Origin of the sequence: Aliiglaciecola lipolytica, assembly GCF_018860635.1 — a bacterium.
Taxonomy (GTDB): Bacteria; Pseudomonadota; Gammaproteobacteria; order Enterobacterales; family Alteromonadaceae; genus Aliiglaciecola; species Aliiglaciecola lipolytica_A.
On the sequence record NZ_JAHKPT010000004.1, the window covers coordinates 263981 to 290292 of the forward strand.

Annotated in this window: 23 protein-coding genes; 16 read left to right on the forward strand and 7 right to left on the reverse strand. The window is 38.6% G+C overall.

The genetic code is table 11. From position 1 onward, the window contains the following. Positions 1–164: 164 nt before the first annotated feature. Entirely contained in the window at positions 165–341 is a 177-nt protein-coding gene (gene rmf / locus KO530_RS01415; protein WP_216046599.1) for a ribosome modulation factor, read from the forward strand. 51 nt (positions 342–392) lie between these two features. On the opposite strand, the gene fabA is transcribed toward rmf, so the two are convergent. Further along, positions 393–911, reverse strand: a complete 519-nt coding sequence (fabA, locus tag KO530_RS01420) for a 3-hydroxyacyl-[acyl-carrier-protein] dehydratase FabA (RefSeq protein ID WP_216046600.1) — start codon at positions 909–911, stop codon at positions 393–395. A gap of 136 nt (positions 912–1047) precedes the next feature. Here fabA and KO530_RS01425 point away from each other — a divergent pair, with 136 nt between their 5' ends. The 6 genes from KO530_RS01425 to KO530_RS01450 all read left to right on the forward strand — a co-directional run bounded on the left by KO530_RS01425 (position 1048) and on the right by KO530_RS01450 (position 8443). Next, positions 1048–1302: a hypothetical protein gene (locus KO530_RS01425; protein WP_216046601.1), complete on the forward strand. Its 255-nt coding sequence runs from the start codon at positions 1048–1050 to the stop codon at positions 1300–1302. A gap of 145 nt (positions 1303–1447) precedes the next feature. Continuing rightward, entirely contained in the window at positions 1448–2119 is a 672-nt protein-coding gene (locus tag KO530_RS01430; RefSeq protein WP_216046602.1) for a substrate-binding periplasmic protein, read from the forward strand. 268 nt (positions 2120–2387) lie between these two features. Next, positions 2388–5117 (forward strand): aconitate hydratase AcnA, encoded by a 2730-nt coding sequence (gene acnA, locus KO530_RS01435; protein WP_216046603.1) that lies wholly within the window; start codon positions 2388–2390, stop codon positions 5115–5117. 265 nt (positions 5118–5382) lie between these two features. Beyond that, entirely contained in the window at positions 5383–7068 is a 1686-nt protein-coding gene (locus KO530_RS01440; RefSeq protein WP_216046604.1) for a GMC oxidoreductase, read from the forward strand. Beyond that, positions 7068–7649, forward strand: coding sequence for a gluconate 2-dehydrogenase subunit 3 family protein (locus KO530_RS01445; protein WP_216046605.1), 582 nt, complete (start codon positions 7068–7070; stop codon positions 7647–7649). Before KO530_RS01440 ends, KO530_RS01445 begins: the two co-directional genes overlap by 1 nt. Before the next feature lie 50 nt (positions 7650–7699). Continuing rightward, positions 7700–8443, forward strand: a complete 744-nt coding sequence (locus KO530_RS01450; protein ID WP_216046756.1) for a 3-keto-disaccharide hydrolase — start codon at positions 7700–7702, stop codon at positions 8441–8443. Between the two features lie 481 nt (positions 8444–8924). Here KO530_RS01450 and KO530_RS01455 read toward each other — a convergent pair whose 3' ends face one another. Continuing rightward, positions 8925–9224, reverse strand: coding sequence for a chaperone modulator CbpM (locus tag KO530_RS01455; RefSeq protein WP_216046606.1), 300 nt, complete (start codon positions 9222–9224; stop codon positions 8925–8927). A gap of 1 nt (position 9225) precedes the next feature. After that, positions 9226–10173 (reverse strand): DnaJ C-terminal domain-containing protein, encoded by a 948-nt coding sequence (locus KO530_RS01460; RefSeq protein WP_216046607.1) that lies wholly within the window; start codon positions 10171–10173, stop codon positions 9226–9228. 240 nt (positions 10174–10413) lie between these two features. On the opposite strand from KO530_RS01460, the gene KO530_RS01465 reads away from it, so the two are divergent. Next, entirely contained in the window at positions 10414–11508 is a 1095-nt protein-coding gene (locus KO530_RS01465; RefSeq protein ID WP_216046608.1) for a glycerol dehydrogenase, read from the forward strand. Positions 11509–11519: 11 nt separating this feature from the next. On the opposite strand, the gene KO530_RS01470 is transcribed toward KO530_RS01465, so the two are convergent. Then, positions 11520–13109 (reverse strand): Na/Pi cotransporter family protein, encoded by a 1590-nt coding sequence (locus KO530_RS01470; protein WP_216046609.1) that lies wholly within the window; start codon positions 13107–13109, stop codon positions 11520–11522. Positions 13110–13416: 307 nt separating this feature from the next. Here KO530_RS01470 and KO530_RS01475 point away from each other — a divergent pair, with 307 nt between their 5' ends. From KO530_RS01475 to KO530_RS01485, 3 genes are all read left to right on the forward strand, one after another. Beyond that, the gene (locus KO530_RS01475) at positions 13417–13611 is read left to right on the forward strand and encodes a CsbD family protein (RefSeq protein ID WP_216046610.1); all 195 of its coding nucleotides are present in this window, start codon (positions 13417–13419) and stop codon (positions 13609–13611) included. A gap of 1229 nt (positions 13612–14840) precedes the next feature. Continuing rightward, positions 14841–15269, forward strand: coding sequence for a hypothetical protein (locus tag KO530_RS01480; protein ID WP_216046611.1), 429 nt, complete (start codon positions 14841–14843; stop codon positions 15267–15269). 8 nt (positions 15270–15277) lie between these two features. Next, positions 15278–15772 (forward strand): DUF3592 domain-containing protein, encoded by a 495-nt coding sequence (locus tag KO530_RS01485; protein ID WP_216046612.1) that lies wholly within the window; start codon positions 15278–15280, stop codon positions 15770–15772. Positions 15773–15868: 96 nt separating this feature from the next. On the opposite strand, the gene KO530_RS01490 is transcribed toward KO530_RS01485, so the two are convergent. Beyond that, entirely contained in the window at positions 15869–16450 is a 582-nt protein-coding gene (locus tag KO530_RS01490) for a 3'-5' exonuclease (RefSeq protein ID WP_216046613.1), read from the reverse strand. 274 nt (positions 16451–16724) lie between these two features. Here KO530_RS01490 and KO530_RS22175 point away from each other — a divergent pair, with 274 nt between their 5' ends. From KO530_RS22175 to KO530_RS01515, 5 genes are all read left to right on the forward strand, one after another. Further along, entirely contained in the window at positions 16725–19325 is a 2601-nt protein-coding gene (locus KO530_RS22175; RefSeq protein WP_216046614.1) for a YdbH domain-containing protein, read from the forward strand. A 26-nt stretch (positions 19326–19351) separates the two neighbouring features. Beyond that, positions 19352–19501: a YnbE family lipoprotein gene (locus KO530_RS01500; protein ID WP_216046757.1), complete on the forward strand. Its 150-nt coding sequence runs from the start codon at positions 19352–19354 to the stop codon at positions 19499–19501. 6 nt (positions 19502–19507) lie between these two features. Continuing rightward, a complete protein-coding gene (locus KO530_RS01505; protein WP_216046615.1) occupies positions 19508–19828 on the forward strand; it encodes a YdbL family protein in 321 nt (106 codons plus the stop codon). Positions 19829–20168: 340 nt separating this feature from the next. Beyond that, entirely contained in the window at positions 20169–20525 is a 357-nt protein-coding gene (locus KO530_RS01510) for a hypothetical protein (RefSeq protein ID WP_216046616.1), read from the forward strand. Positions 20526–20738: 213 nt separating this feature from the next. Continuing rightward, positions 20739–23459 (forward strand): cation-transporting P-type ATPase, encoded by a 2721-nt coding sequence (locus KO530_RS01515; protein WP_216046617.1) that lies wholly within the window; start codon positions 20739–20741, stop codon positions 23457–23459. Positions 23460–23570: 111 nt separating this feature from the next. Here the strand turns inward: KO530_RS01515 and KO530_RS01520 are convergent, their stop codons facing one another. Next, positions 23571–24524 (reverse strand): universal stress protein, encoded by a 954-nt coding sequence (locus tag KO530_RS01520; RefSeq protein ID WP_216046618.1) that lies wholly within the window; start codon positions 24522–24524, stop codon positions 23571–23573. Beyond that, positions 24511–26229: a cation:proton antiporter gene (locus tag KO530_RS01525; RefSeq protein ID WP_354667855.1), complete on the reverse strand. Its 1719-nt coding sequence runs from the start codon at positions 26227–26229 to the stop codon at positions 24511–24513. Before KO530_RS01525 ends, KO530_RS01520 begins: the two co-directional genes overlap by 14 nt. Positions 26230–26312: the final 83 nt, after the last annotated feature.

Here is a 26312-nt window from a genome sequence, read left to right on the forward strand (position 1 = left end):
TATATTCAAAATTGGTGTAAAGATAAAAACCTAAATTAATCATATATTTATTGATAAATAGGGAATTTTTATGCATCAACATATTGAACCCTTTTGTGTTTAAGATAGTCTCAGTATTGTGGTTCAGATAATCACATGTATTTGTTTCAACAAGAGGTCACTCAATGAAAAGACAAAAACGCGACAAACTTTCCCGTGCTCATTCAAAAGGCTATCAAGCAGGTATTTCAGGACGTTCTAAAGAAATCTGTCCATTTCAAACAACTGAATCTCGTTCCGAGTGGTTAGGAGGATGGCGAGAGGCTATCGAAGACCGTAATATTGGTTTAAACAGCCGTTAGGAAAATGAGCCCCGAAAGGGGCTTTTGTATTTTAGTGGGTTCTTAAAATACTTAGAAACTACTAGTGTCTTGAAATAAACCAACTTTTAGGTTTTCAGCAGCGTAGATTTCTCTGCCATCCACCTCAACAACACCGTCAGCCATTCCCATATACAATTTACGTTTTATTACTCGCTTCATATTAATTTTATAGGTAACTTTTTTGGCTGTAGGAAGAATTTGCCCAGTAAATTTGACTTCACCAACACCTAAGGCTCGTCCTTTACCTGGTCCGCCACACCATCCTAAGAAAAATCCAACTAACTGCCACATTGCATCGAGTCCTAAGCAACCAGGCATAACTGGATCACCAGGAAAGTGACAATCGAAAAACCAAAGATCAGGAGAAATATCTAACTCGGCTAAAATATACCCTTTATCGTATTTTCCGCCTGTTTCGCTTATCGTTACAATACGGTCCATCATAAGCATATTCGGAGCGGGTAATTGACTATTACCTGGCCCGAAAAGCTCCCCTTGACTACATGCTAAGAGATCTTCACGGCTAAAACTTGATTTAAAATTACTCATTTAGGCTTCTTCTAGTTTATAAAGTGTCTAATTTAGCGAACACTTGTAAGCTAAACAACTCTGAACAGTGAAATTTTCCAAACAAACTGTTATTTTGTAGCTATTCTAACGTTAAATTTTATTGATATTATATTAAATGCAAAAAAACCAGAAAAAAGTCGCAAACGCAGAAAAGCAAAAACGCTATCGACAACGACAAAAAGAGTTGGGTCATAAACAAGTTCGTGGTTACGTAACCAAAGATGCGATGAGCTGTTACAATGAAATCCGCGATAAAACCAAATGGACCGACAATGAGGTTTTGTCTAATGCACTGCGGATAACTTATGCTGCTTATAAATGCGGTCAAATTAAATTATTAAATGAATGGCTAAAAGATCATAAGCGTTAATCAGAAATAGCCATAAATTACTTAAAAATCTGTGCATAGTTAACGGATAATAAAATTTAAATTAGTCAAAGTAGTTTCGAGTACTAAGGATTTCGTTATTAAAAAGTTTCAATTGTTTTGTTTTATCCTGCTTAGCTGTTTAACGATGGCAACAAAGAGCACAGCGAAAGATATATTACACTCTTCCGTTTCGCCAGAATTTCCCAACGGATTGCATGCACAGTATTTACATTATATGGCGGATAAATTGAATGCCGATCTTGTCATAACACCATTATCTTTTGGTCGTCGATTAGTTGAACTCAGGAATGGTCATTTAGATTTAGTGGTTGGAGTCCACCATTATGCTGCGCCGGATCAGGGCTTCATTATTTTGCAACCGAGTTACGAATCAATTCAAAACACCTTATTCGTGAAGTTAGAAGATAAATATCGATTATCTTCTTTTGAGGAATTTAAACAATCCACTTTTGCGGTTACTATTCGCGGGAATTATTTTCCTGAACTGAGCTTAACTGAAAGGCCGCAAACAGTAAAAGTATCTACATTAAAACAAAAAATAGGTTTACTAGAAAAAGGGAGGGTAGACGGTTTTGTGCATTTTGCTCACAGTACCAATAAGTTATTGGAAACCGTAAAAAGTGAAGTAACTATTGTACCTGCACTCTATCAGCCAGAAGCTCAGCGCAATTACTTTTTTGGGCTAAGTAAATCTTCTAAATTTACCGATAGACAAGCAGAGATTGAACAAATAATTAGAACAGCTAAACAAAACGGAGATTTTAAAAGAATCAGAGAACAATATTACGCTGATTAACTTCAACTTATATACCCTTTGTGGAAAATGTAATTTTTACAATGGGTGAAAAATTTTTATACACTTTAAACACTCTTCCTTTCTATCTTCCCCTTCAAATGGCCATTGCCGAATTGGCTAACAAATTGCTTTGAATTACTCAAAGAACATAAACAAAGAATATTTTATTTAATGGAACGATTTTGATGGGAACCCGCTCTAAAAGCTATTAGATTTAATTCTCAGTCTTTCAAAGTACCATTTTTAAATGCACACAAAAGGAAGCACCATGGATTCATCTTCAAAGTATCAATCTACTCTTTCTGTTGACGGTAAAAATTACCTTTTTTACGACATTAATAAAGCTGGTTCAGCTGAACAACTTCAACGCCTTCCATTAACTGCAAAGTTGCTTCTGGAGAATCTACTCCGGCATAGTCATAACGATTTTGTACAAACAGAAGATATTGATGCCTTAATAAAATGGGATAATAACGCCGCCTCATCCACCGAGATTGCCTTTGTCCCTTCCCGAGTGATTTTACAAGACTTTACCGGTGTTCCAGCTGTTGTAGATTTAGCTGCAATGCGAGATGCTATGAATGATTTAGGAGGGGATCCTAAAAAAATCAATCCGTTAAAGCCGGTCGACTTGGTGATCGATCACTCAATTATGGTGGATGAGTACGGCAGTAAAGATGCGTTTAAACATAACACTGCAATTGAAGTAAAAAGAAACAAAGAGCGCTATCAATTTTTAAAATGGGGACAAAAAGCTTTTAACAATTTCAAAGTTGTGCCGCCAGGAAAAGGCATTGTTCACCAAGTCAATCTAGAATATTTGGCTCGTGTCACCTTTGCACAAGATAGTGAAAATCCCGATGATAGTAATAAAGTTCTGTTTCCAGACACTTTAGTTGGCACCGATTCACATACCACTATGATAAATGGACTTGGCGTCATGGGCTGGGGCGTAGGCGGCATAGAAGCAGAGGCTGCCATGTTAGGACAGCCAGTGACAATGCTAATTCCAGAAGTCGTTGCAATGGAATTGACCGGCAAGCTTGCACCTGGGGTCACCGCAACCGATATGGTCTTGGCGGTTACTCAGCAGTTGCGTGAGTTTGGGGTGGTAGGGAAGTTTGTAGAGTTTATCGGTGAAGGTATTCAACATTTGACGGTCGCAGACAGAGCAACTATTGCAAATATGTCGCCCGAATACGGAGCCACATGCGGTTTGTTTCCAATCGATGAACAAACGGTAACCTATTTAAGGTTAACCGGTCGCAGCGAAGAACAGATAGAGTACATTACGCAATATAACAAAGCGCAAAAAATGTGGGGCTCAGATAGCCTAAGTGAAGCCCAATACCATGATAAATTACAATTAGACTTATCCAGCATAGTTCCATCTATTGCTGGACCCAAAAGACCCCAAGATAGAATTGCCCTTAATGATGCTGCCAGTAGCTTTAAAAAATGGGTGTCGGATCAATCTGATCTGAAAATAGCGCCAAAGGATACCATCGAAGGCCGCTATGAAAATGAAGGCGGGCAGGGGCAAGAGCCCATTAGTAAAAAGGTCGAATGCCAATACAATGGTGAAAGCTTTGACATCGAAGATGGTGCTATCGTCATCGCAGCAATAACAAGCTGCACTAATACCTCGAATCCATCTGTGTTAGTCGCCGCAGGATTATTGGCTAAAAATGCCAATAAATTGGGCTTGCATGTTCATCCTTGGGTAAAAACCAGCTTTGCCCCAGGTTCACAAGTTGTGACAGAGTATTTAGATAAGGCTGAGTTAACTGAAGAGCTGAATCAACTAGGCTTTAACCTTGTGGGATATGGTTGCACAACCTGTATCGGCAATTCAGGTCCTCTTCCGGATCCTATATCGAAAGCGATCAATTCAGGGGATCTCACAGTCTCTTCGGTTCTTTCAGGCAACCGTAATTTTGAAGGTCGCATTCACCCAGAAGTCAAAACAAACTATCTAGCATCTCCACCTCTTGTTGTTGCTTATGCGCTTGCAGGTAACATGAATATAGATCTGACCTCAGAACCCCTAGGCACCAGCAAAGATGGAAAACCTATTTACTTAAGAGATATATGGCCGAGTAATGAGGAAATAGCCGAGATTGTCGAAAAAGTAGTGGATAAAAGCATGTTTACTGAAAAGTATGGCTCTATCTATGACGGTGGAGAGATTTGGAATGACCTCGAAGCGGTTGATTCCGATATTTATGATTGGCCAGAATCAACCTATGTAAAACGCCCGCCATTTTTTGAAAAAATGAAAGCGACGGCTACCGATATTGACCCCATTGAAGGTGCTAAGTGTCTTCTAAAATTAGGTGATAGTGTAACTACTGATCATATTTCACCAGCTGGCACTATTGGATTAGATACTCCAGCAGCAAAATATCTACAGCGACAAAACGTCAATAAAACGGATTTTAATTCCTATGGTTCACGACGTGGTAATCATGAGGTCATGATGCGAGGCACCTTTGCAAATGTGCGTTTAAAAAATCAACTTGCACCTGGAACCGAAGGTGGATGGACTCGTTTGCAGCCAGAGTCTGAGGAAATGACCGTATTTGAAGCCGCTGAAGTTTATAAAAGTCGTGGAACGCCAACTATCGTTATTGCAGGCAAGGAATATGGAACTGGAAGTTCTAGAGATTGGGCTGCAAAAGGACCTTTAATGCTAGGAATCAAAGCCGTTATTGCCCAAAGTTATGAGCGGATCCATAGATCAAATTTAATTGGAATGGGCATATTACCATTACAATTTAAATCAGGACAAAGTGCAGAAACTTACAAGCTAGATGGCACTGAAACCTACGACATTGATGCTATATCCAGTGATCAGAAGAGTGTCGTGGTCAATGTTCACCGCGCCAATAAACAACCCTTTAGTTTTGATGCTGACATTCGCATCGATACTCCCAACGAGTTTGAATATTTCAAACATGGCGGAATCCTGCAGTTCGTGATCAGAAAACTGTTGTAAAACCCAAAAAGAATAGGCCAAGCTTCTTAAATTAGGAGCTTGGCTTAAACGATTTTTGCTTCAACAAAGCTAGTAAAACCACTAAGAATATTACTAATTTTACTATCTTGTTTATTTTCTGAATTGCCCCCCTAGTCAAACTTTTCTTAAACGTTTAACATTACAAATAAGTAAATGATACGTAAATGCTTTGTAATCGTGCATTCGTCACGTCGAAGCAGTAAAAATTTACCTTCTAAGAAGCTACAGCTTAAAAGGACGAACTATGAAGACAAACGAATATGATGCAATAGTCGTGGGCTCCGGAATTAGTGGTGGTTGGGCGGCCAAAGAACTGTGTGAAAAAGGTTTAAAGGTTTTGATGTTAGAACGAGGTAAAAACGTAGAACACATCAAAGACTATAAAAACGCTCACAAAGAAGTATGGGACTTCCCCCATAGAGATTTAGCAACCCAAGACATGAAACAAGACTACCCGGTGCTTAGTCGTGATTATCCATTAAATGAGTCAACTTTTGGTATGTGGGCGAATGAGAAAGATGCCCCCTATACCGAAGATAAAAGGTTTGATTGGTTTCGTGGATACCATGTGGGAGGGCGTTCTTTATTGTGGGGACGTCAAAGTTATCGATTAAATGCAGAAGACTTCGAAGCCAATCAAAAAGAGGGCGTAGCAGTGGATTGGCCGATTCGTTATGAAGATCTCTCTGATTGGTATGACTATGTGGAAAGATTTGCAGGAATTAGCGGAAATCGTGACGGTTTAGATGTTTTACCTGACGGGATATATCAACCTGCCATGGCGTTAAATTGTGTTGAAAAAGAAGTCGCCAAGCGAATTAAAAAAGCTTTTAAAGGAACTCGTCATCTAATTCCCGGTAGAACGGCCAATATGACAGAAGCGAAACCCAGTGAAGGTAGGACAGCCTGCCAATATCGCAATAAATGTTGGTACGGGTGTCCATTTGGTGCCTATTTTAGTACTCAGTCTTCAACATTGCCGGCCGCCGTTAAAACCGGCAATTTAACTTTGCGCCCATTTTCCATTGTAAAAGAAATAATCTACGACAAAGATAAAAAACGTGCCACAGGCGTAATGATCATAGATGCCCAGACTAATCAAACAATCGAATACAACAGTAAAATCGTGTTTGTTAATGCATCTGCACTAAACTCTGCCTGGTTATTAATGAATTCTGCTACAGACATTTGGCAGGGAGGACTTGGCAGCAGTAGTGGTGAATTAGGTCACAATGTTATGGACCATCATTTTCGCGCAGGGGCCTCGGCTGAGGTTGAAGGTTTCGATGATAAATATTATTACGGACGCCGACCCAGTGGCTTTTATGTTCCTCGCTACCGAAATTGGGGGAGTGATAGCAGAGACTACTTAAGAGGCTTTGGTTATCAAGGCGGTGCTAGCCGTCAAGGCTGGGGGCGGGATGTTGCGGAAATGGGTATTGGAGCGAATTTAAAAGAACAAATCAGTGAACCTGGAGCTTGGCGGATCGGTATGACTGCGTTCGGAGAAATGTTACCTGACCATAAAAATCGGATCTATTTAAACCATAAAGTAACAGACAAATGGGGGTTACCGGTTTTAGCCATGGACGTTGAAATTAAGGAAAATGAGTATCGAATGCGCAAAGACATGCAACAAGATGCAATCGATTTTTTTGATGCTGCAAAGTTAAAGAATATTGAAGGCTTTGATGCAGGCTATTACCCAGGAATGGGAATTCATGAAATGGGAACTGCGCGTATGGGCAGAGATCCCAAAACCTCGGTGTTAAATGGAAATAATCAGGTTTGGGACGCACTAAACGTGTTTGTAACTGATGGAGCATGTATGACTTCTGCATCTTGCGTCAATCCGTCATTAACCTATATGGCATTAACCGCTAGAGCTGCGGCTTTTGCAGTGGAAGAGCTTAAAAAAGGGAATTTGTAATGCAAAGACGAGAATTACTAAAAATGATTGCTGCAGCCACCGGCACTGCATTTATTGGTGGTCAATCTCTGGCTTATGACTTACGGCCAAAGGTATCTTTAACTGATACGAGCTTTAATCAAGAAGACGTTATCTTGTTCAACCAATTGGGAGAAACCATTATTCCGCAAACTGATACTCCTGGCGCGAAGCAAGCCAATGTAGGTCTAACCATAGCCATAATAATTACAGATTGTTATACGGCCGAAGAACAACAGATATTTAAAAAAGGGCTTATAGAGATTGAAAAACAAGCTAGTGATGAATTTAATCAAGCCTTCCTTCTTCTTAGTGCAAATCAGCAAACGCAGTTACTCACTAAACTCGACACCGAAGCTAAACAATATATTCATCAAAACAAACAACAAATAGCGAATAAATCCGTTCCTATTCACTATTTTACGATGCTCAAACAATTAGTTTTGTTTAGTTTTTTTAGCTCTGAATTGGGAGCAACAAAAGTCTTACGCCATGTAGCGATCCCAGGATCTTATAACGGCGATTTGGATTATAAAAAAGGAGATAGAGCATGGGCCAGATAACCCCAAAAACAGAATATTTATTCATTTCCTGTTTTTCAAAAATCCCCCTAATGCTTGCGATAGGCTTTGCTCTTTCTGGGGGCCAAAGTATTGCTGGTGAAGCGCCTATTGAACCTTGGCAACAAGCTGAAAAAACCGAGGTTTGGAAGCCTGTCCCTAAGGTTATTTCGGCATCAGAGAATCGTCCACCTTCCGATGCAATTGTATTATTTGACGGGACTGATTTGTCTAGATGGCGATCTTTATCTAATGAAGATGCTAAATGGATAGTTGAAAATGGCAGCTTGACTGTTAATCCTGGAGCAGGAGACATTAAAACTGTAAAAGAATTTTGCGATATTCAATTGCATTTAGAGTGGAAAACGCCAACAGAAGTAGCGGGGCTTGAGGGACAACAACGCCACAACAGTGGTGTTTTTTTGCAGCAAAGATATGAAATTCAAATATTAGATTCATACAACAATCAAACTTATGTAAATGGACAAGCAGCTAGCGTCTATAAACAAAGTATACCATTGGTTAATGCAATGCGACCTGCAGGTCAATGGCAGGTGTATGACATCATTTATAAGGCCCCAAAATTTAATGGGGATAGATTAACTTCTCCTGCTTTTATTACGGTTTTACATAACGGAGTTGTTGTACAAAACCACACCGAAATAAAAGGTAAAACAGAATGGATTGGAGCACCAAGTTATGAGGCTCATGGCTGCGCACCAATTCAATTACAAGACCACGGAAATAAAGTCAGTTTCAGAAATATTTGGCTTAGAGAATTAAAAAATACACCTTAAAAAAAGCCTAATAAATTGTTCAAATATCAGGCTATACAGTGTGTTTTTTAACTAAATTAGACAGTCTTATTTTGATTTTGATGATAATGTGAAGTTACGCGTGGTTATGCGTAACTCTTGCAGGCCAACAGCAGCATAGATTAAATATTCTTTCCATGGAAATTTCTAACAATTCAAAGCGAAGTTGCTTCGACCTTAAGGATTATAGGTTTTCGAATTCAAATTGTTCAAAATCGTATTGTTAGTGTGTTTTATGGTGCTGTTTTTAACGAGTAGTTATAAATAAAAATGGGCCGTTTGTGTCAAGTAGACGTGCTTAAAAAGGGCATTATTTAAATGACTTTGATGCAAATTCGCCTTCAGAAAAACACTTTTTTGTTCTATTTACTGGCCGTTTTTGAGGATACAATTTAATTGAAATAGACAAGGTCAACTACAAATATAGTTGACCTTTATCTTATTAAAACCGTAAATATTTACACTAAAGCAAACGCTCTATTCTAGTTTTTAGTTGGTCGTTTTCTCTCTCTAATTGTTCTTTTTGACGCATTAACTCAATGACCATTGCAGTAGCAACCCAATCAATCTGAAATTGCTGATTAAGTCGAACGGCTTTTTTTATCCAGTGAGCGCTGTCTAAATCAAAAATCCATTCAGAAATAGTATTTCCTTCAATGGGTATGGCTATCCCGTATTCTACAACTGCGTAAATCGAGTCTTGGGTAATTTCGTCGTATTCACATAACTCATGAATTGAAAGGTGAAGTGTAATTTCTGACATCTTAATTGCTCCAATCTGCTCTAGGATCAAAATTAGCGGCTTCAGCTAATTGAGCCCACAATTTTTCTGTTTCAGGAGTTGTTTTGCTTGGAATATCTATTTTAATCACGGCAAAAAGATCACCTTGCTGCTGTTTATGCTTAAGCCCTTTACCTTTCACACGTAACTTTTGTCCTGAGCGGCTATTAGCTGGAATATTAAGACTAATTTTCCCGTACAACGTCGGCACCTCGAGTTTAGTACCAAGTGCAGCTTCCCAAGGAGCTAAGGGTAAGGTAAGTAATAGGTTATGGCCCTGAACATCAAATAAAGGGTGGGGTATTAAACGAATATGTAAATATAAATCGCCATTTAATTTGCTTTCACTTCCTGGTACTCCTTGACCTTTAACTCTAATTCGTTCGCCATCAGAGGTCCCTTCAGGAATCTTAACTTCAAGTGACTTCTTCAGCTGTTCGACTCTATTACCGGTTAAATTAGGAACCGTATATTCCACTCTTTTCACTATGCCTTTAACAGATTCTTCCAAAAACAGTGGTACTTCTAATTCAACATCTTGGCCCTTAAATAAGTCAGACTCTGTTTGACGTGATTGTCGATGTTGACGATTTGCACCACCAAAAATTGAATTAAAAAAGTCGGAAAAATCAGCACTTCCAGAACCGGGTGAATGTTCATAGTTTCCACTAGGCTGCCAATCGGGCGGGACATCAAACCCTTGTCCTCCTTGAGCACCGTAACGTTTTAATTGATCATACTCGGCTCGTTTGTTTTCATTTTTCAATACTTCGTAGGCTTCAGCCACTTCTCTGAACTTTTCTTCTGCGTTTGGAGCAGCATTCATATCGGGATGAAGTTTGAGTGCAAGTTTACGATAGGCCTTTTTAATCTCTTTTAAATCAGCGTCATCTTTGACACCTAAAACTTGATAGTAATCTTTAAAATCCATACATGTTCCTTACCCGATAGTTAGAGCGACATAATGTTTACATCGTTCGGCGTAATAATTCTTTGACCTCATACATATTTTGTATGTATCAGTCTGATTATAGTTCCTTCATGATCGCGATATAAATGGTATTACTAGTTTGTATCCCTAAGAAGCAAATGTTGTTGATGTAGATCAACATAAAACGTGGCTATTGCTTTAAATTAATATACATCTTCAAACAACAGCGAGGCCTTTCAGATGATTTCCACTTCGATATTCCCAGGTCGTTATGTTCAAGGTGACCAAGCACTAAGCATTCTGCCTGAAGAAGTAGCAAGACACGGCAAGAGAGCTTTTATCATAGCTGATAAATTTGTTACTGATAGTAATAATGGAATGTTTAAAGAGGCTTTGGGTCAATTAAATGATTCTAAACTACAGCTTTTTGGTGGTGAATGTTGCGACCAAGAAATAACCAAGCTATGTGAACGGTTTTCCGGTGACACCAGTGATGTGATTATTGGTATTGGCGGTGGTAAAACACTTGATACAGCTAAAGTTGTCGGCTACAAACAAAATTGTCCGATCATCTTAATTCCAACCATTGCCTCTACTGACGCACCATGTAGCGCGTTATCCGTAATATACAATTCCGATGGTTCATTTAATCGATATGAAGTACTGCCACATAACCCTGAGGTGGTTTTAGTCGACACTAATGTCATAACCCACGCTCCGGTAAGATTTTTAGTGGCAGGCATGGGAGATGCATTTGCCACTTGGTTTGAAGCTGAAGATTGCAGAGTAAAACGCGGCACAAACATGACCGGCAGAGTAGGGCCATTAAGTGCTTATGCCTTAGCTAAGTTATGTCATGAAATCTTGATTGAATATGGTCTATATGCAAAACGCGCTTGTGAAAGCAGCATAGTAACGCCCGCACTTGAACATGTGGTTGAGGCCAATACGTTATTAAGTGGATTAGGCTTTGAAAGTGGCGGTTTGGCAGCAGCACATGCAATCCACAACGGATTAACGACTATCGCAGCTACTCACAATTATTATCATGGTGAAAAAGTCGCAATTGGACTTCAAGCAATGATGTTTCTCACTGATAGGCCCAGTAAAACCATTGATTTAGTATTCGATTTTTGTCAATCAATCGGTTTACCTATTTGTCTTGAGGATATTGGAATGATTGATCCCACGGAAGATGATCTAATGAAAGTTGCTAAACGAGCATGTGCTGAGGGTGAAACTATCCATAATGAGCCTTATGAAGTAACCCATAGAAAAGTCATGCATTGCATTAAAGCCGCAGATGCCGAAGGTAGACGTAGAAAGAAATTATAAATCTAATGGAGTTAACCATTTGTCAAAGCCCTTGACTCTGACAAGTGGTTTGCACACCTTTCAATGTGTTGGGCGACATGGACTAACCAGCGAAAAGCATCCAGCATGTTAGTCGCATCTACTATGTTAAACTCATCGTTGGTTACTCTTGTAAGTATATTATGCCTAAATTCCCGATGTTCAGAATTGAGTTTTTTGTATAATTCAGTCACCTTTTTCATTGGTGTTGACCATTGGTTTTGCTCAATTCCGCTGACTAATGTTGTTATTGCCTCGTTTAGTTTAATAGACCAATCATTGAGTTCAGTGGGTAGGGAATTAGAAAACCTTTGACTGGGTAATTCTTCGCATCGTTCATGTAACCTTTGCATATGATCCAAAGTGTGGATCATATTTAATAGACGTTCTTGTTGCGCGCTGTTTTCAACCGGGATGGAATCTATAAATTCACGAGAAACATCAATATCGGTCTGTAGTTCAACCAGTTTAGTGGCCATTGAAGTGTCTTTTTGCAATATTTCTGACGTGGTTTTTAATAACGAAATCATTTGTTTTCTTAACGAATCCAGCGCTAAATCTAGTGCAATTGAAGGTTGATTAAGAATGCTGTCGTCTAACTGATCTGAATTTGTTTTTTGATTAGATCGAATTAAGCGTTCTATCACTTTTGCAAAAACGTTGCTAAAGGGTAAAACAATAATGATCCCGAGTAAGTTAAACGTCGAATGAAAAGTAATTAGCGCTATTTCTGCATGTTCAACGATAGGCTCTGCCGTAAGGTATTCCCATGCCACTACAAAAGGCGTAACAAACATTAAAGCGGTTACACCTGTAAATAGATTATAAATCACATGAGAATAGCCAGTACGTTTAGCGGCTATAGATGCCCCCGTTGTTGCCATTAGTGCGGTTACAGTAGTGCCAATGTCCATTCCTATCACCAGGGTTGCTGCTACTTCAAAATCAATTAAATCGGAATAAAGCGCAGTTAATGCAGCGGCGACACCGGCGCTTGATGATTGGATAACGAGGGTAAAAAGAATAGCAAAACCTAAAACCGTTAATTTTTGCAATAAGGTGGAAACCGACAAACCTTCGAATGAGAAAAAATCTCGCAGGCTAGACATACTTTGTTGGAGTTCAGTTATTCCTACAAAAATAAGTCCAAAACCCGCAATAGTTAGCCCTAATGCGGCTAAGTTCGTTTTAGCAAACAGACGAAGAAGAGCGCCACTAAAAATAAGCGGAAACGCAATTACACCGAGTTTAAGTTTAAACCCAAACAATAAAACCAACCATCCGGTAATGGTTGTTCCTATGTTAGCGCCAAATATAACGCCTAGCGAATGACTAAAAGTCATTAAACCAGCTCTTACAAAGCCGACCGTTGCCACAGTTACTGCACTAGAGGATTGTAAAATGGCTGTACTCAACGCGCCACAAAGTGCGCCAGAGTAGGGGCTGCGAGTGTATTCCATTAAACGAACTCTAATTAATTTACCTGCGAGATCTTTTAAACCGTCAGTCATAACTATCATGCCAAGCAAGAAAAGTCCGACGCCGCCTAAAATCTCTGCAAATAGTGTCCATTTATCTGTCATTCAATTTGCCCATAAGTTATCCATGCTACTGAGACACAATGTGTCCAGCTTGAAACTCTTCTAATCATGCAATTTTGTAACCCTGACACTGTAATATTTTCACAGATGCAGATATTAGATTAGTCTAGAAAACACAATTTTGAACCAATAAAAAAGATAGGTAAGAAAATAATTCTTTTAAATCAATGCATTTAGCCAATTTGAGCATACCAAACGAGTTGCCACGTCCACATGGTCCAGTCTTTGCTCCATACCTAGTGCAGTCAACAAACGTCTTATTTAACTTCAACACTAAACGGAGAATTTTATGAATGATGATCAAATTAAAGGCAACTGGAAAGAGTTAAAAGGTAAAGTACAGAAGAACTGGGGAAAGATTACCAATGATGACCTTGATAAAATGGAAGGTACTCGTAAAGAGTTAGTTGGTAAGGTCCAGCAGTCCTATGGAAAATCCAAAGAAGAAGCGGAAAAACAAGTCGATCAATTCCTTAATAGCTAATTTTTCGTTACTTTAAAAAAACTAGTGGTCGGTAAATACCGACCACTTTTTATACCGTACTAAGAAACGATCATTAACCATATTTCAAAAGCTTCATGTAATAACTTCCTGAATCATTCCTGAGTAAACCCTAAATCTCAATTCCCAAAATCTTAAAACTCTGAATCTTATAAGAGTATGTTCGAACCTCTAAACACTCAATTTAAACGGATGAGTGCTTATTAAGTTAAAGTGATGATCCAACAAAGATTAAATGGCCACAGAAAATAAATTCCTCTAAAACAAATCTTCTAATTGAATCTAGTTTGCTCAAAACAAAAATAAGAGTAACAGCACCGTACGTAAATTCTGACAACTTAGGTACGTTAAATTCAAAAAGCAGAAGCACACAGACTCGTTAAATAAGCCCATATTTTATCAAAAACGCCCGAGAAGCCCTCTCATCCACATTAATACTAATATTCGTATAATGTATATTATGTTAAATTAAATATAGTTTTATTAATAAGTGCTTACTCTCGCTGCCCGACACCACCAGAATTGACGTATTGAGGCTAAATGAGATTTTTTCACCCCTCTTTGAATTTAATAATTAAATTATTTTTGTAGGAACTCTTGCGTTTAATTTGATTGGAGTTGGTTTGTTGAATGGCAATTATTGAATACTATGATTTAATAGGTTCACTTCTTATAAAGCCCTAGATACTTTTAAACACTGATCGTTGAAATATGATCTGATTGAATGGTTTGCTTTTGTTTCTACAAACAGCTAGAAATTACTCTTTGGCTAATAATTGAAAGTGTTTTTCTTTCTCGGAAACTTACAAGCATCGACTGACGTTTCAATTATTGAACGCTACCAAGGCCCAGTTAGTAAATCTTACTAGTTAGTGGTTAATCGAGTCTTGTTTAAAAATTTCTCGATTACCTATTCTAGTTTATCTCTGTGATCTCAGTACTTTGTGATTAGCATTTCAAACATTAGTATTTTAAAAGAATAATTGAGTGTCATTTTATTGGTATTTGAAAATTGACAGCCTAGCAATAGCTAAAATGAAGTGATTGTTTAGAGTGTTACATGGGTTTAAATAGCTGCAAATAAATACTTTTTCTCAATGTGGTAAGTGAATCATGGTTATATTTTGCGAATTTATTAACCTTTAGCTAAATTATTTAGTTATTGTTAGCTATAGCTAAATAATTTAGATTTTTGTAGTGAAAAAGTATTTATGAAACAACGGTACCTCAGCTTATTGGTATTTTTAGGGTTTTGTGTTGAAGCGTCTGATTCAAAACCCGTTATAGCTATTTTTGATCGGAAAATTGAATTGCCCAGCAATTGTGTCCGAAATATAAAACAAAGTAATCAAACGCAAATATCTTATTATTGTTCAGCAAATAATATTAAGTCTGACATTTGTGAAGTGATTGTTACTGCTAATGATTTTAATCAAAGCATTATTTCAAACTTGGTAGCGGATTTAAGTTTAGACAGTAACTCGTATAGATTGAACCAGTTTAAAGTATCGGAGTTGTCTAAAAAGGACAGCAATACGGCATTTCGTATCTACACTTCAATATGTAACGCTGACGCATGTATTACTATTTTTGGAAACTATCAAACTGTTGTTTCTGATATAAAACAACAATTGAGGTAATTAAACAGATGATTGAGTATACAAAAGAAATGTGGGGGCTAGCCTCTGAAGGAGAAAAGCAAGGTGTACTCTTTTTTGTCGTCCTCTACCTGTTGATAGTGTGCTTATATTCTTTTATCAAACAAATTTTAATACGACAGTGGCCTGTAGCAAAAGGTACTTTATTAACAGCCTCTGTTGAACAATCGGGAGTACCGCAAATTCTTTTATCCGACCAAGAATATAAAGTGAACTCGTTATATGCGTATCAGGTCTCAGGTAAAGTGTATCAAGGAAAACGAGTGTCCCCATGGATTATAATTGCCTCGCACAATGCTAAATTCATCCTTAAAACCCAGTTAAATAAGATCAAAAAAAATGAAGATGGCAGCGTAAATGTAATTTATAACCCTAAAGCACCCGCTAAAAGCTATTTATTAAAACCAGGCGTTATTGGTATGGTTATCACTTTCGGTATCGCGGTTATCCCGCTGCTGTTATATTTTCAAGAATACTGTGCTTGAGGTCTTAAAAAGCACATAGGTATCGCCTCAGAACAGCACTTTAGTGGATTTTCATTTAGCGTTATGCAACAACCATAACCCTTCCCTATTTTTTATTTAATGCTGCTGTAGCCTGTTATACACACATAAACTCGCGTAAGCATCGTTGGATGCATAAAGTATTTGTTTTGTTGTTAACGTTATATTTGACCAATTACTTTTCTGTGCAGATTTCGAGAGTTTTTGATGCAGTATCATGGCAACCGCTAATCTCGCCCCAACCTTGTCCTTTAGATTAAGATGTTGCATCACTGAACTAGACAACTCTTCTGTATTGACCAATTCAACAGCAAATTTTTTACGCAACAACTTTCGATCAACGGTTAAGCCGAACCCTACTTTCTTAATCTCTGGATTTTGCAAAATAGGCAAAATTACAGTTAACGCGTCCAAAAAATGCGTTTGAAATAAATATGAATTATTAAGCGTGGATAACTGAATTAAATGAGGGCCATCAGAAACCTCCCCTTTAACAAATACAGGTTTAGATTCAGTATCAAAACCAAGTGCAACATGCTCTTCTAGTATTTGTAAAACTTGTTTTGCTCGTTTGTCAGTAGTCACAACTTCTACTTTATCTACAGGTAAGCCGACAAATATCGGTAATTGATTTATTTCATCCTTTGTTGGCCTATCCACTAGGTACCTCTATTTAGAAAGTTTTAGGAAGTACACCGTAAATCAAGTTCACCTGTTTGGGCAACTCATCTTCGACGATAAATAATGAATATCTTACCTACAAAGCGCCAATCTAGGAGATATAAAAAAACCTTAAGGAATTAATTATGTTGCGTAATGTCCATGTTAATATTCAATTATCTAAACTCAGTTTAAATTCGTATCTAAAGACTGAGCATAATGATTTAACACAATGACTTAACAAAGTGCATTAGAAATCAGGAAGATAACCTAAGTGACACAAAAGAAATCAACCATCAGTAAAGTAATACGAACTTTCGTCGTTTTGTGTTTGGTGCTTATTTTAGCGCTGCTGTTTTCGTTTGTGTTTAGAAACTCGTTGGTAAAATGGGTAAGTTCCTTTTGGCTAACAGAGGATGTTTCCATAGAATGTTTAGACTTCGACGTTGGTATGGATCCTTTATTAGTCATCAAAACATTATGTCTCAAGGCCGAAGGTATAGAGATTCAAATCAATAACGCAGAATATACTATTGCCTCAAGCGAGTTTTCTAAACGCAATTTTATTACTCAAGCCAATGTCAATATCGAACGCATAGATGTACTCCATCAACAAATCCCCTACTCATCAGACGCTGATCCTGAAGCAAGCCCTGTCGCATTTGAGCAAACAGTAGCTAACAATGAGTTATGGTCACTGCCAGAGCTTTTGCCGCTGATTAAAATTGACCAAATCAATATAGATTCTTATCTTTTTGAACACGTTTTAAGTATTAGCATTTTTCAACCCAGTCGCTCGGAACTGGCCATTAGAGGTGACATAGAGGCAAATCTGGTGATAGCTAAAGGCAATGTTAGCGGCGATTTTAATTGGTCTGGAAAGTTAATTTTATCGCAAAGCCAGCAACTTGAAATAATGAGTCAGCCTTATCAAGGATATATTAAAGATTGGCAAGGTTTGATGGAAATGCCAATTCAAAGCCATTTTCAATACTCAGGGTCAATGCTTCAAAGCCAACATGAGTTTAACCTCAGCAATGTTATTACATTTGATAATTGTGCGATCCCACTGCAAGTTGATGGGGTCATAGATACCCAGTTAATTTTGACATCGTTGCAACTGCAAATAGACCTCAGCTCTTTACATACTCAAGTAACAACGAGTCAATGTAGTTCGGCGACAGCGGTTACCACTGCAGTCAATCTAGATTCTTGGTTAATAGACATCCCTGCACTTAATACTGTATCTCAATCGGGTATTACGCTGCCAGAAATTAACCTCATGTCTAATGCAGTGGAAAATCCAGTAAAAATTAAGTTGAATGATATTCAAATAAGTAGTCAAAACGATGTGAAATTAAATTATCAGATGACACTAAATTCCAATGCAACCGCTATTTTAAGTGCTGATAGTGCTCAATCTATTGACGCAAAACTAAATATCACGGCCTCTGGGAGTATTTTAAAAGAGGCTGAAGAAACTCGAATTAGCGGTACTGAGAACCTTTTTCAGATTAGCGATGTAACAACCGATTTAGGCACAATTAAATCCGTTAATACTCGCTTCGATTTCGCTTTATTAAAAAGCGCTGATGGCCCTTGGAAAACAAGTGGTAATGGTCAGATTCAGGCTAACGAGTTAACAAATAAAGCATTAACTATTCGTTCTCTGGTCACTGATTTTAACATTGAGCAAGACACAATCGCTCTGTTAACCGTTAATCTTAAAACTAAGCTGCAAGGGATTCAAAATGATAAATTTGCGGTGAAAACGGTTAGTAACGATCTCAGCTTTAGTTTCGCTGAATTTCAACAAATCAGTGGCAACGGGAAATCAAAATTACAAGGCATTACTGCAAATACTGTCAATATAAGTAGTATCGATTTTAACCATCAAGTTAACGGCCAGATTCAACCCTACAAGTTAGCTGGGAACCATGAGTTTACTTTGCCTTCTGGTTTATTAGGGAATCTATTTCACGATGAGCAAAATATATCGGTTTTAGTGCCTGAACAGTCAGTAACCTATCTTAATTCCATTGTGAAACAGTTAGCACCAGAGCTGAATTTGTTAACCGGAAAACTAGCGGTGAGTTTAACAAAGGCAAATGACGAAAGTGACTTCAACGGTAAGGCTATGCTGAATAATTTGAGCGCCGAATACCAAGATTATCAGATAATAAATGCACAAATTGACGCTCCATTTATACTTGATTCATCTGGAATTCAGCTTAACAATGGCAAAATTAACGTAGAAGAGATTAATGTAGGCGTCCCCATGACGCAGATTGACGCAAGTTTAAGTATGCACGATAGTGTGCCTAAGTTAGATTTTGCCCAAGCCCACATTATTGGCGGACAAGTGACACTTTCTGACTTTTGGCTAGACAACCGAAAACAATTACTTATGCTGGATATTAATGATATTGATTTAAAGCAACTGGTAGATTTACAAAATCAAGAAGGTATCGAAGTTAGTGGTGAAGTATCTGGAGATCTACCCATTTATTGGGACTCTGGATTCAGCACAATTGACAAAGGTATATTATTAAACGATGGGCCTGGTAAGTTAAAAATAAGCAATAACGAAGCCTTTAACGCCATCAAACAACAGCAAGATCAATTGGCCTTTTTAGAAAATGTCGAATTTAGCAAGCTTTCAAGTGAAGTATCTCTGTCGGATGATGGCTGGTTAGATTTGAAAATCGGAATAAATGGAATTAACCCTGAAAAAAACCAAGAAATAAACTTTAATTACAGCCATAAAGAAAACATTTTCACGTTATTTAAGTCAATGCGAATAACTAACTCAGTTCAAAATTCCATTGAAAAACGCATTCAACAAAGATTATCAAATAAGGATAAGAATCTGTGAAAAAACTGCTCATATTGGTTCCTGCAATGTTTATCATTGCTTGTACGCACACAGTGCAAGTTGAAACCAAAGAACCGATTACAATTAATATTAACGTTAAAGTTGACCATGAAATTAGGGTTAAAGTTGACAAAGAATTAGATGATATCTTCAGTGATGACAGTGAATTATTTTAAGGAGTTATGATGAAATTTTTACGTATAACAATGTTAAGTACCCTACTCTTTTGTAGCGCTGTATTTGCTCTAGAGTTAGATGATGCTAAACAAAGTGGTTTAGTCGGCGAACAAGACAACGGCTATTTAGGCGCGGTAGTAAACCGCTCTGATGTGATGGAATTAGTTGGTGAGATCAATGTTAAACGCAAAGCGAAATACATTGAGTTGGCAAATAAAAATAATATATCTTTAGCACAAGTTGAAAAATTAGCCGCTAAAAAAGCCTTCGAAAAAACCGCTAAGGGCCACTACATCAAATATGATGGTGATTGGGTGAAAAAATAATGGTCAAGGGGTTTTTGACTATCTAAATATCATCATTTGATTGTCAAAAGCCTCAGCTTGCACGACCGCAATATGGTCAATGAGCAAACTGACAGAGATTTATGCATGGATGCATTAAAACGTCTCGAAGAAAAAAATAAACAACATCAGCAATTATTGAAAAAAGCAAAATAAACGGATCTTTCCAATATTTTTACTCGCTATTTTGGCTTTTCTGATTTATCTAGCTACTATTTGGTTCGTTGCGGATTTAAGCAGTTCAAGGGAGCCTGATCGACTACCAGAGATGACGCGGCACTTATGGTTACTGTGTATGATCTTTACTGTCGGCTTAGGGTCAATGTTGGTAATTAAGAGTTATACCTCGACTCTTTACGCGGAAACCGTTGCTCAAAGAGTAAATGCTAGATTAAACTATATGGTAGTAATCTCCAACGCCCTGTGGCTATTACTACCTGGCTTAGGGTTAATTTACCTTGGTATTTGGCTTGATGATTTGATCACGGCTAACCGTTATGCACTAGCAAAATTTTTGAGGTTCGGTTTTAATCATCCTCCATTTATATTAGAAATAATTGCGGTAGGAACAATCGTTCTCAGTGCAACGATTTTAGTTATTTCTATTTTTCTTAATTTTGTTTTACTCCCAAGATTCATTGCGCATCAAGTTAGAAAGCGAAAACGCAAAAAAACCTAACTATATAGACAACTCACTTCGACATTTAAGGTTCCGATCGAAACCACGAAAATAATACGTACTATTACCTATATCGACTGATTTTTCGAACCTTTATACTTCCCCATTCTGAAATTAACCCCATTAAATCACCTATCTAATTTTAAAAGCAAATTGCCTAAAAGCGATTTGTACTTAGAGTGTGGATGTTTGTAAAAGGAAAGGACGGTTAGAATGGAAAAAGTAAAAACCGCTGGGACTCAGTTGTTGTGGCATACTATTTCAGCACAAGAATCTATTGCTAAATTAAACTCAAACGAGTTAGGCGTAACCCAAAGCGACGCCATCGAAAGGCTTAAAAATCATGGACCTAACCGACTTCCGCAAACTTCAGGGCGAAATCCTTTACTACGGTTCTTTTCACACTTTCACAACATATTAATATATGTACTAATCGGCTCTGCAATCATTACTGCGTTGCTTGAGCATTGGATAGATAGCGGCGTAATATTAACGGTTGTGATTGCTAATGCCATTATTGGTTATATCCAAGAAGGCAAAGCCGAACAAGCAATGAATGCTATTCGTCACATGCTAGCACCTAAGGCGAATGTTATTCGCGACGGTGAACGAATTACCATTGATGGCGAAAATTTAGTGCCTGGTGATATCGTGCTTTTAGAGGCTGGAGATAAAGTCCCTGCCGATTTGAGATTATTCAGCGCGCATAACGCATATATCCAAGAAGCCATTTTAACCGGTGAATCGGTTCCTGTAGAAAAAAACATTCAACTGGTAGATGTAAATTCATCCTTAGGCGATCGTTCATGTATGGCGTTTTCAGGAACATTAGTTACTAGTGGACAATGCAAAGGCGTGGTCGTTGCTACTGGTCCGGATACTGAAATAGGACGCATCAGTGGGTTATTGAATAAAGTTGAAACGCTAACCACTCCCCTAGTTACGCAAATGGGAATATTTGCAAAATGGTTAACGGTGTTCATTTTGGTGATCGCAGCTTTATTAATTGTATTTGGTACTTTTGTCGCTAACTACGATTTTACTGAAATGTTTATGGCTGTAGTTGGCCTATCCGTTGCGGCAATTCCTGAAGGTTTACCAGCGGTACTAACGATTACACTTGCTATTGGCGTACAAGCTATGGCTCGTCGAAATGCCATCGTCCGACGACTACCAGCGATTGAAACATTGGGTTCTGTGTCTGTCATTTGTACCGATAAAACTGGAACTCTGACCCGCAATGAAATGATGGTTTCGTCTGTTCTTACCAACAAGCACTTATTTACCCTAACCGGAAACGGCTACGAGCCTACGGGCACACTAAAATTAGGCGACAATACAGTCACTCTGGATGAACATTCTATGCTCGAAGAAATAGCTCGAGCATCAACACTGTGTAACGATGCGGCGCTTCGCGAGGTTGGGGATAACTGGACGGTAGAAGGTGATCCTATGGAAGGCGCTTTATTAGCATTCGCTGGGAAAATGGATTTAGATATTCGCCAAGAAAAAGCCCTATGGACACGCACAGACGCTATTCCGTTTGACGCTAAACATCGATTTATGGCTACCCTAAACCATGATCACGAACAACACGCTTTTGCATTTATCAAAGGAGCGCCTGAACAAATATTAGCGATGTGTGAAAATCAACGAGGCGCGGATGGTTCAACAGAACCACTTGATAAAAACTACTGGAATCAACAATCAGAATCTATCGCAGCTTTAGGTCAGCGGGTTTTAGCTTTCGCGGTAAAATCAATGCCGCCAGAGCATTCCGTTCTGGAACATCAGGATATAACTGGCAGTATAACCTTATTAGGTTTAGTTGGCATGATCGATCCCCCTAGGCAAGAGGCAATTGAGGCAGTAGCTGAATGTCATCGCGCAGGTATACAAGTCAAAATGATAACGGGTGACCATACTAAAACTGCGGCGGCTATTGGCAAACAAATCGGTTTGCACAACCTTGAAAAGGTCCTTACTGGCGCAGATTTAGACCAACTGGATGATACTCAGTTACGCCAAATCGTCCTCGATTGTGATATTTTCGCGCGTACAAGTCCTGAACACAAACTAAGACTCGTTATGGCCCTACAATCCCATGGAATGACAGTTGCCATGACGGGGGATGGGGTGAATGATGCCCCTGCCCTTAAGCGCGCGGATGCCGGTATTGCGATGGGACAAAAAGGCAGCGAAGCAGCTAAAGAAGCAGCTGACCTAGTATTAGCTGATGACAACTTTTCTTCCATTGTCGCAGCTGTTGCGGAAGGACGGACCGTTTACGATAATTTGAAAAAGGTAATTAGCTGGACGTTACCCACTAATGCCGGTGAAGCCATGACAATCATTGTGGCTTTATTAATGGGAATGACATTACCTGTCACCCCAATACAAATTTTATGGATAAATTTAGTTACGGCAATCACACTCGGGGTGGTATTGGCCTTTGAACCAACAGAAGAAGATACTATGCAGCGACCGCCAAGAAGCCGCAATGAGCCGCTATTGAACGCTGGATTAATTTGGCATGTGGTGTTGGTCTCGCTGTTATTTTTATGCGGTGTATTCGGTATTTATCAATATGCAATTGAAAAAGGTTATTCAATTGAACTGGCTCGCACTATCGCGTTAAATACGCTGGTTGTTATGGAAATTTTTCACCTTTTCTTCATCCGTAATATTTATGGCACATCGTTAACCTGGAAGGCGATTCGCGGCACGAAATTTGTGTGGTCAGTAATTTTAGCCATTACACTGGCTCAATTTGCCATCACTTACTTAAAACCACTACAAGCTGTATTTGATACTGTGGCAATTCCTTTTTGGGATGGTCTGATAATTGTCGCTGTTGGGGTTGCACTATTTACCATTATTGAAATTGAAAAGCAGCTACGTTTAGCGTTTACAAAAGTAAAAAATAGCAACTAACTCAACGATTATCTAAACCACTGATTCAGCTAATCTCCTGCACTAATAAGAGCTATTTTTAGTAAAGGAGATTAGTAACAACAGCCACCATTTAAATAACCGTTTTAATGCTTACGAAACCGGAGATACAAAGCCTTTAGGTTTTATCGCTAACACTGAACTTTGTAATTGATAAAGAATAGTCTCAGCAGTATTTCCAATAACAAGCCCTGCAATACCTGTCCGTGCAACGGTTCCCATAACCACTAAATCGGCTTTAATGCTATCGGCTATTTTAGGCAATTCCTGACCGGGGTTGCCTTTACTTATGTGTGAGCGAAGGGATAAGAAATTGAAAGCCTCCTCTCCTATTTTTTGTTTTAACTCATCAAATATAGAATCCATCCTAAATTTTCTATTACGGTACTCCGACTCGTATAATTCTCTTTCAACTTTTTCTGGTTGTTCGACCCAAAGGCTAATAAATCCAGCATCAGGCACGTCATACGCATTTACTACGTGCAATGTGGCAAATTCAGACAAGGATATTGACCCTGCGAGTTCAATGATCATGTCATTTAATTCATCGTTACAGGTTTCATCATCTTCTGAATCAAAATCAACCGCCGCCATAACGTGTTTATATTCAGCCTGTTCATCTTTTTTCATTAACCACACTGGGCAAGGACAATTGCGTAGTAATTGCATATCATCACTGCCGATTAAGCGATCTAACCAGCTAACTTTATCAGCCTCTTTTACCACCAAATCATATTTTTGAGAAAGAACGGCTCGGATACTTTCTAAATACCTTTTACCTACTCTGACTTGAGCTTTTGCGTTTACCTCGTTATCCAAGGAAGCAATCAACTGTTGTAAATTTTCGAGTTCACTATTGAGGATATTTTCTTCGAGTTTGTGCTTATCAATACCTGTACTTTTTGGAAGAGAAAGTTTAGGAAGCACATAAAGCAAGGTTAAATCTGCTTGGTTGTTTTTAGCAAGGGAAACTGTTCGCATTAGTGCGGGTGAAGGTTCGTTCATGTGATTGCTCATTACGTATAGAAAGTTCTTAAACCTTTTCATATTGAGTATCTCCTATTACATTTTCATTTGATTGCACATAAAGTCCATCGAGTAAAACACTAGCTGCCCGATCTGCGGTATCTTGGAAGGGTTCTAAAATCAGTTCAACACCAAGTAAGGCTAACTCTTCGCTATCATCGCTACTATGTGAAACAGCGCCAAGCTTGCCAGTGAAACCAGCAACTTGAGTTAATTGAACTATGGTTCTTCGTGTGTCTTCTGCTGATAAGCCAGTTTGGTGATGCGGGATGGTTGATAACACCCATTTAGCGCGTTTGAGGGGTAATTCAAGAATAAATTCGGCATCAGTTGCGTCGCCATACTCGGTACTTAGACCCAGATAATTCCAACGTTTTATCGCAGCAGGATTAAAATCGACGCCTAACACTTTGATTCCTTTCTGTTTCAAACGCATGGCAATAGCGGTCCCCAAACGGCCTAGCCCAAAGATAATCACCGAGTAATCTTCACCGGAAAGGTGTTCAGTGGCTTTTTCTCGAGGTGCCCCAGGACGCTCAAACCAACTAATAAAGGGTTCAAAAAATCCATACAATTGATGGGAATAAGTGATCATATAAGTTGATGCTGCGATAGTGACAATGCCGACTAAAGTCACTAATCCTAAAATATCTGAGGGTACATGGCCTAAGCTGATACCCATAGCAATAAAAATCAATGAGAATTCGCTTATTTGTGCCACTGTCAAACCTGCTAGAAATCCGGTCCTTTTGCGATACCCCAACATCCCCATAATAATCATAACAATTAGAGGATTACCAATAAGCACAAACAATGAAAATAGGATTGCGCCTTGAAAATGAGAACCTAGTAGGGTCAGATCTAACGAAGCACCTAACGCAACAAAAAAGAACAATAATAAAAAATCACGTAAGGGCGCGAGTCTAGCCGCAATACTTTCACGATATGGCGTAGAGGCTAAAGAAACGCCTGCTAATAACCCCCCTACTTCCATGCCCAACCCCACTAGATCACCAATTGCAGCAAATAACGCTGCTTGTGCTATAGCATAAATAACCAATAATTCTGGGGCTTTTGCTAATATTTCAGTAAGGGGATTGGCAATATAGCGAACAAAAACGATCACAAAGCAAACCAAGCCAACTCCTGAAGCTGCTACCTGTAAGACAGATGAATCACCACCATGACCAGAACCAATACCGATGGCGGCCAAAACGATCATAGCTAACACTACGACCAAATCTTGTACTATCAAAAACCCTAACGCAATTTGACCGTGTAAGGAGTCGATTTCACGCTTATCTGACAGAAGTTTTACAATAATTATGGTGGATGAAAAAGTGAGTGAAACAGCTACATATACACTAGTAATCTGATCTAAACCTATGGCTAAACCAATGTAATATCCCACTAAAGAAGTAAAAGCAACTTGCCCAAGACCGGTTAAAACCGATACCCCGCCAATGGATTTAATCAATTTAACATCGAGTTTGATGCCTACTAGAAACAACAGTACCGCTATACCCAATTCAGATAAGAGTTTAATTTGTTCTTGAGAATGGACGATATCTAAAACCGATGGGCCAGCGACTAGACCTACAGCAATAAAACTGACAATAAGAGGTTGCCGCAAAAGCAGGCCGATAAAGCCTAGCAAAGCGGCTAACACTAAGAGCGCCGCAATTTCTGCGAAAGATGATCGAGAAATAATATCAAAAATGTTCACAACAGCATTCCTATTCCTTGTAGTCGTGTCGATTCATTATTTAATTGATAGTAACCTGACTTATCCATTTAATGTACAACGCA

Coding starts and splice junctions, on each gene's coding strand:
- rmf (WP_216046599.1), top strand. CDS start 165: ATGAAAAGACAAAAACGCGACAAACTTTCCCGTGCTCATTCAAAAGGC.
- KO530_RS01445 (WP_216046605.1), top strand. CDS start 7,068: ATGCAAAGACGAGAATTACTAAAAATGATTGCTGCAGCCACCGGCACT.
- KO530_RS01485 (WP_216046612.1), top strand. CDS start 15,278: ATGATTGAGTATACAAAAGAAATGTGGGGGCTAGCCTCTGAAGGAGAA.
- KO530_RS01470 (WP_216046609.1), bottom strand. CDS start 13,109: ATGACAGATAAATGGACACTATTTGCAGAGATTTTAGGCGGCGTCGGA.
- KO530_RS01450 (WP_216046756.1), top strand. CDS start 7,700: ATGCTTGCGATAGGCTTTGCTCTTTCTGGGGGCCAAAGTATTGCTGGT.
- KO530_RS01440 (WP_216046604.1), top strand. CDS start 5,383: ATGAAGACAAACGAATATGATGCAATAGTCGTGGGCTCCGGAATTAGT.
- KO530_RS01500 (WP_216046757.1), top strand. CDS start 19,352: ATGTTTATCATTGCTTGTACGCACACAGTGCAAGTTGAAACCAAAGAA.
- KO530_RS01515 (WP_216046617.1), top strand. CDS start 20,739: ATGGAAAAAGTAAAAACCGCTGGGACTCAGTTGTTGTGGCATACTATT.
- fabA (WP_216046600.1), bottom strand. CDS start 911: ATGAGTAATTTTAAATCAAGTTTTAGCCGTGAAGATCTCTTAGCATGT.
- KO530_RS01480 (WP_216046611.1), top strand. CDS start 14,841: ATGAAACAACGGTACCTCAGCTTATTGGTATTTTTAGGGTTTTGTGTT.
- KO530_RS01465 (WP_216046608.1), top strand. CDS start 10,414: ATGATTTCCACTTCGATATTCCCAGGTCGTTATGTTCAAGGTGACCAA.
- KO530_RS01520 (WP_216046618.1), bottom strand. CDS start 24,524: ATGAAAAGGTTTAAGAACTTTCTATACGTAATGAGCAATCACATGAAC.
- acnA (WP_216046603.1), top strand. CDS start 2,388: ATGGATTCATCTTCAAAGTATCAATCTACTCTTTCTGTTGACGGTAAA.
- KO530_RS01475 (WP_216046610.1), top strand. CDS start 13,417: ATGAATGATGATCAAATTAAAGGCAACTGGAAAGAGTTAAAAGGTAAA.
- KO530_RS01460 (WP_216046607.1), bottom strand. CDS start 10,173: ATGGATTTTAAAGATTACTATCAAGTTTTAGGTGTCAAAGATGACGCT.
- KO530_RS01425 (WP_216046601.1), top strand. CDS start 1,048: ATGCAAAAAAACCAGAAAAAAGTCGCAAACGCAGAAAAGCAAAAACGC.
- KO530_RS01505 (WP_216046615.1), top strand. CDS start 19,508: ATGATGAAATTTTTACGTATAACAATGTTAAGTACCCTACTCTTTTGT.
- KO530_RS01455 (WP_216046606.1), bottom strand. CDS start 9,224: ATGTCAGAAATTACACTTCACCTTTCAATTCATGAGTTATGTGAATAC.
- KO530_RS01510 (WP_216046616.1), top strand. CDS start 20,169: ATGTTGGTAATTAAGAGTTATACCTCGACTCTTTACGCGGAAACCGTT.
- KO530_RS01430 (WP_216046602.1), top strand. CDS start 1,448: ATGGCAACAAAGAGCACAGCGAAAGATATATTACACTCTTCCGTTTCG.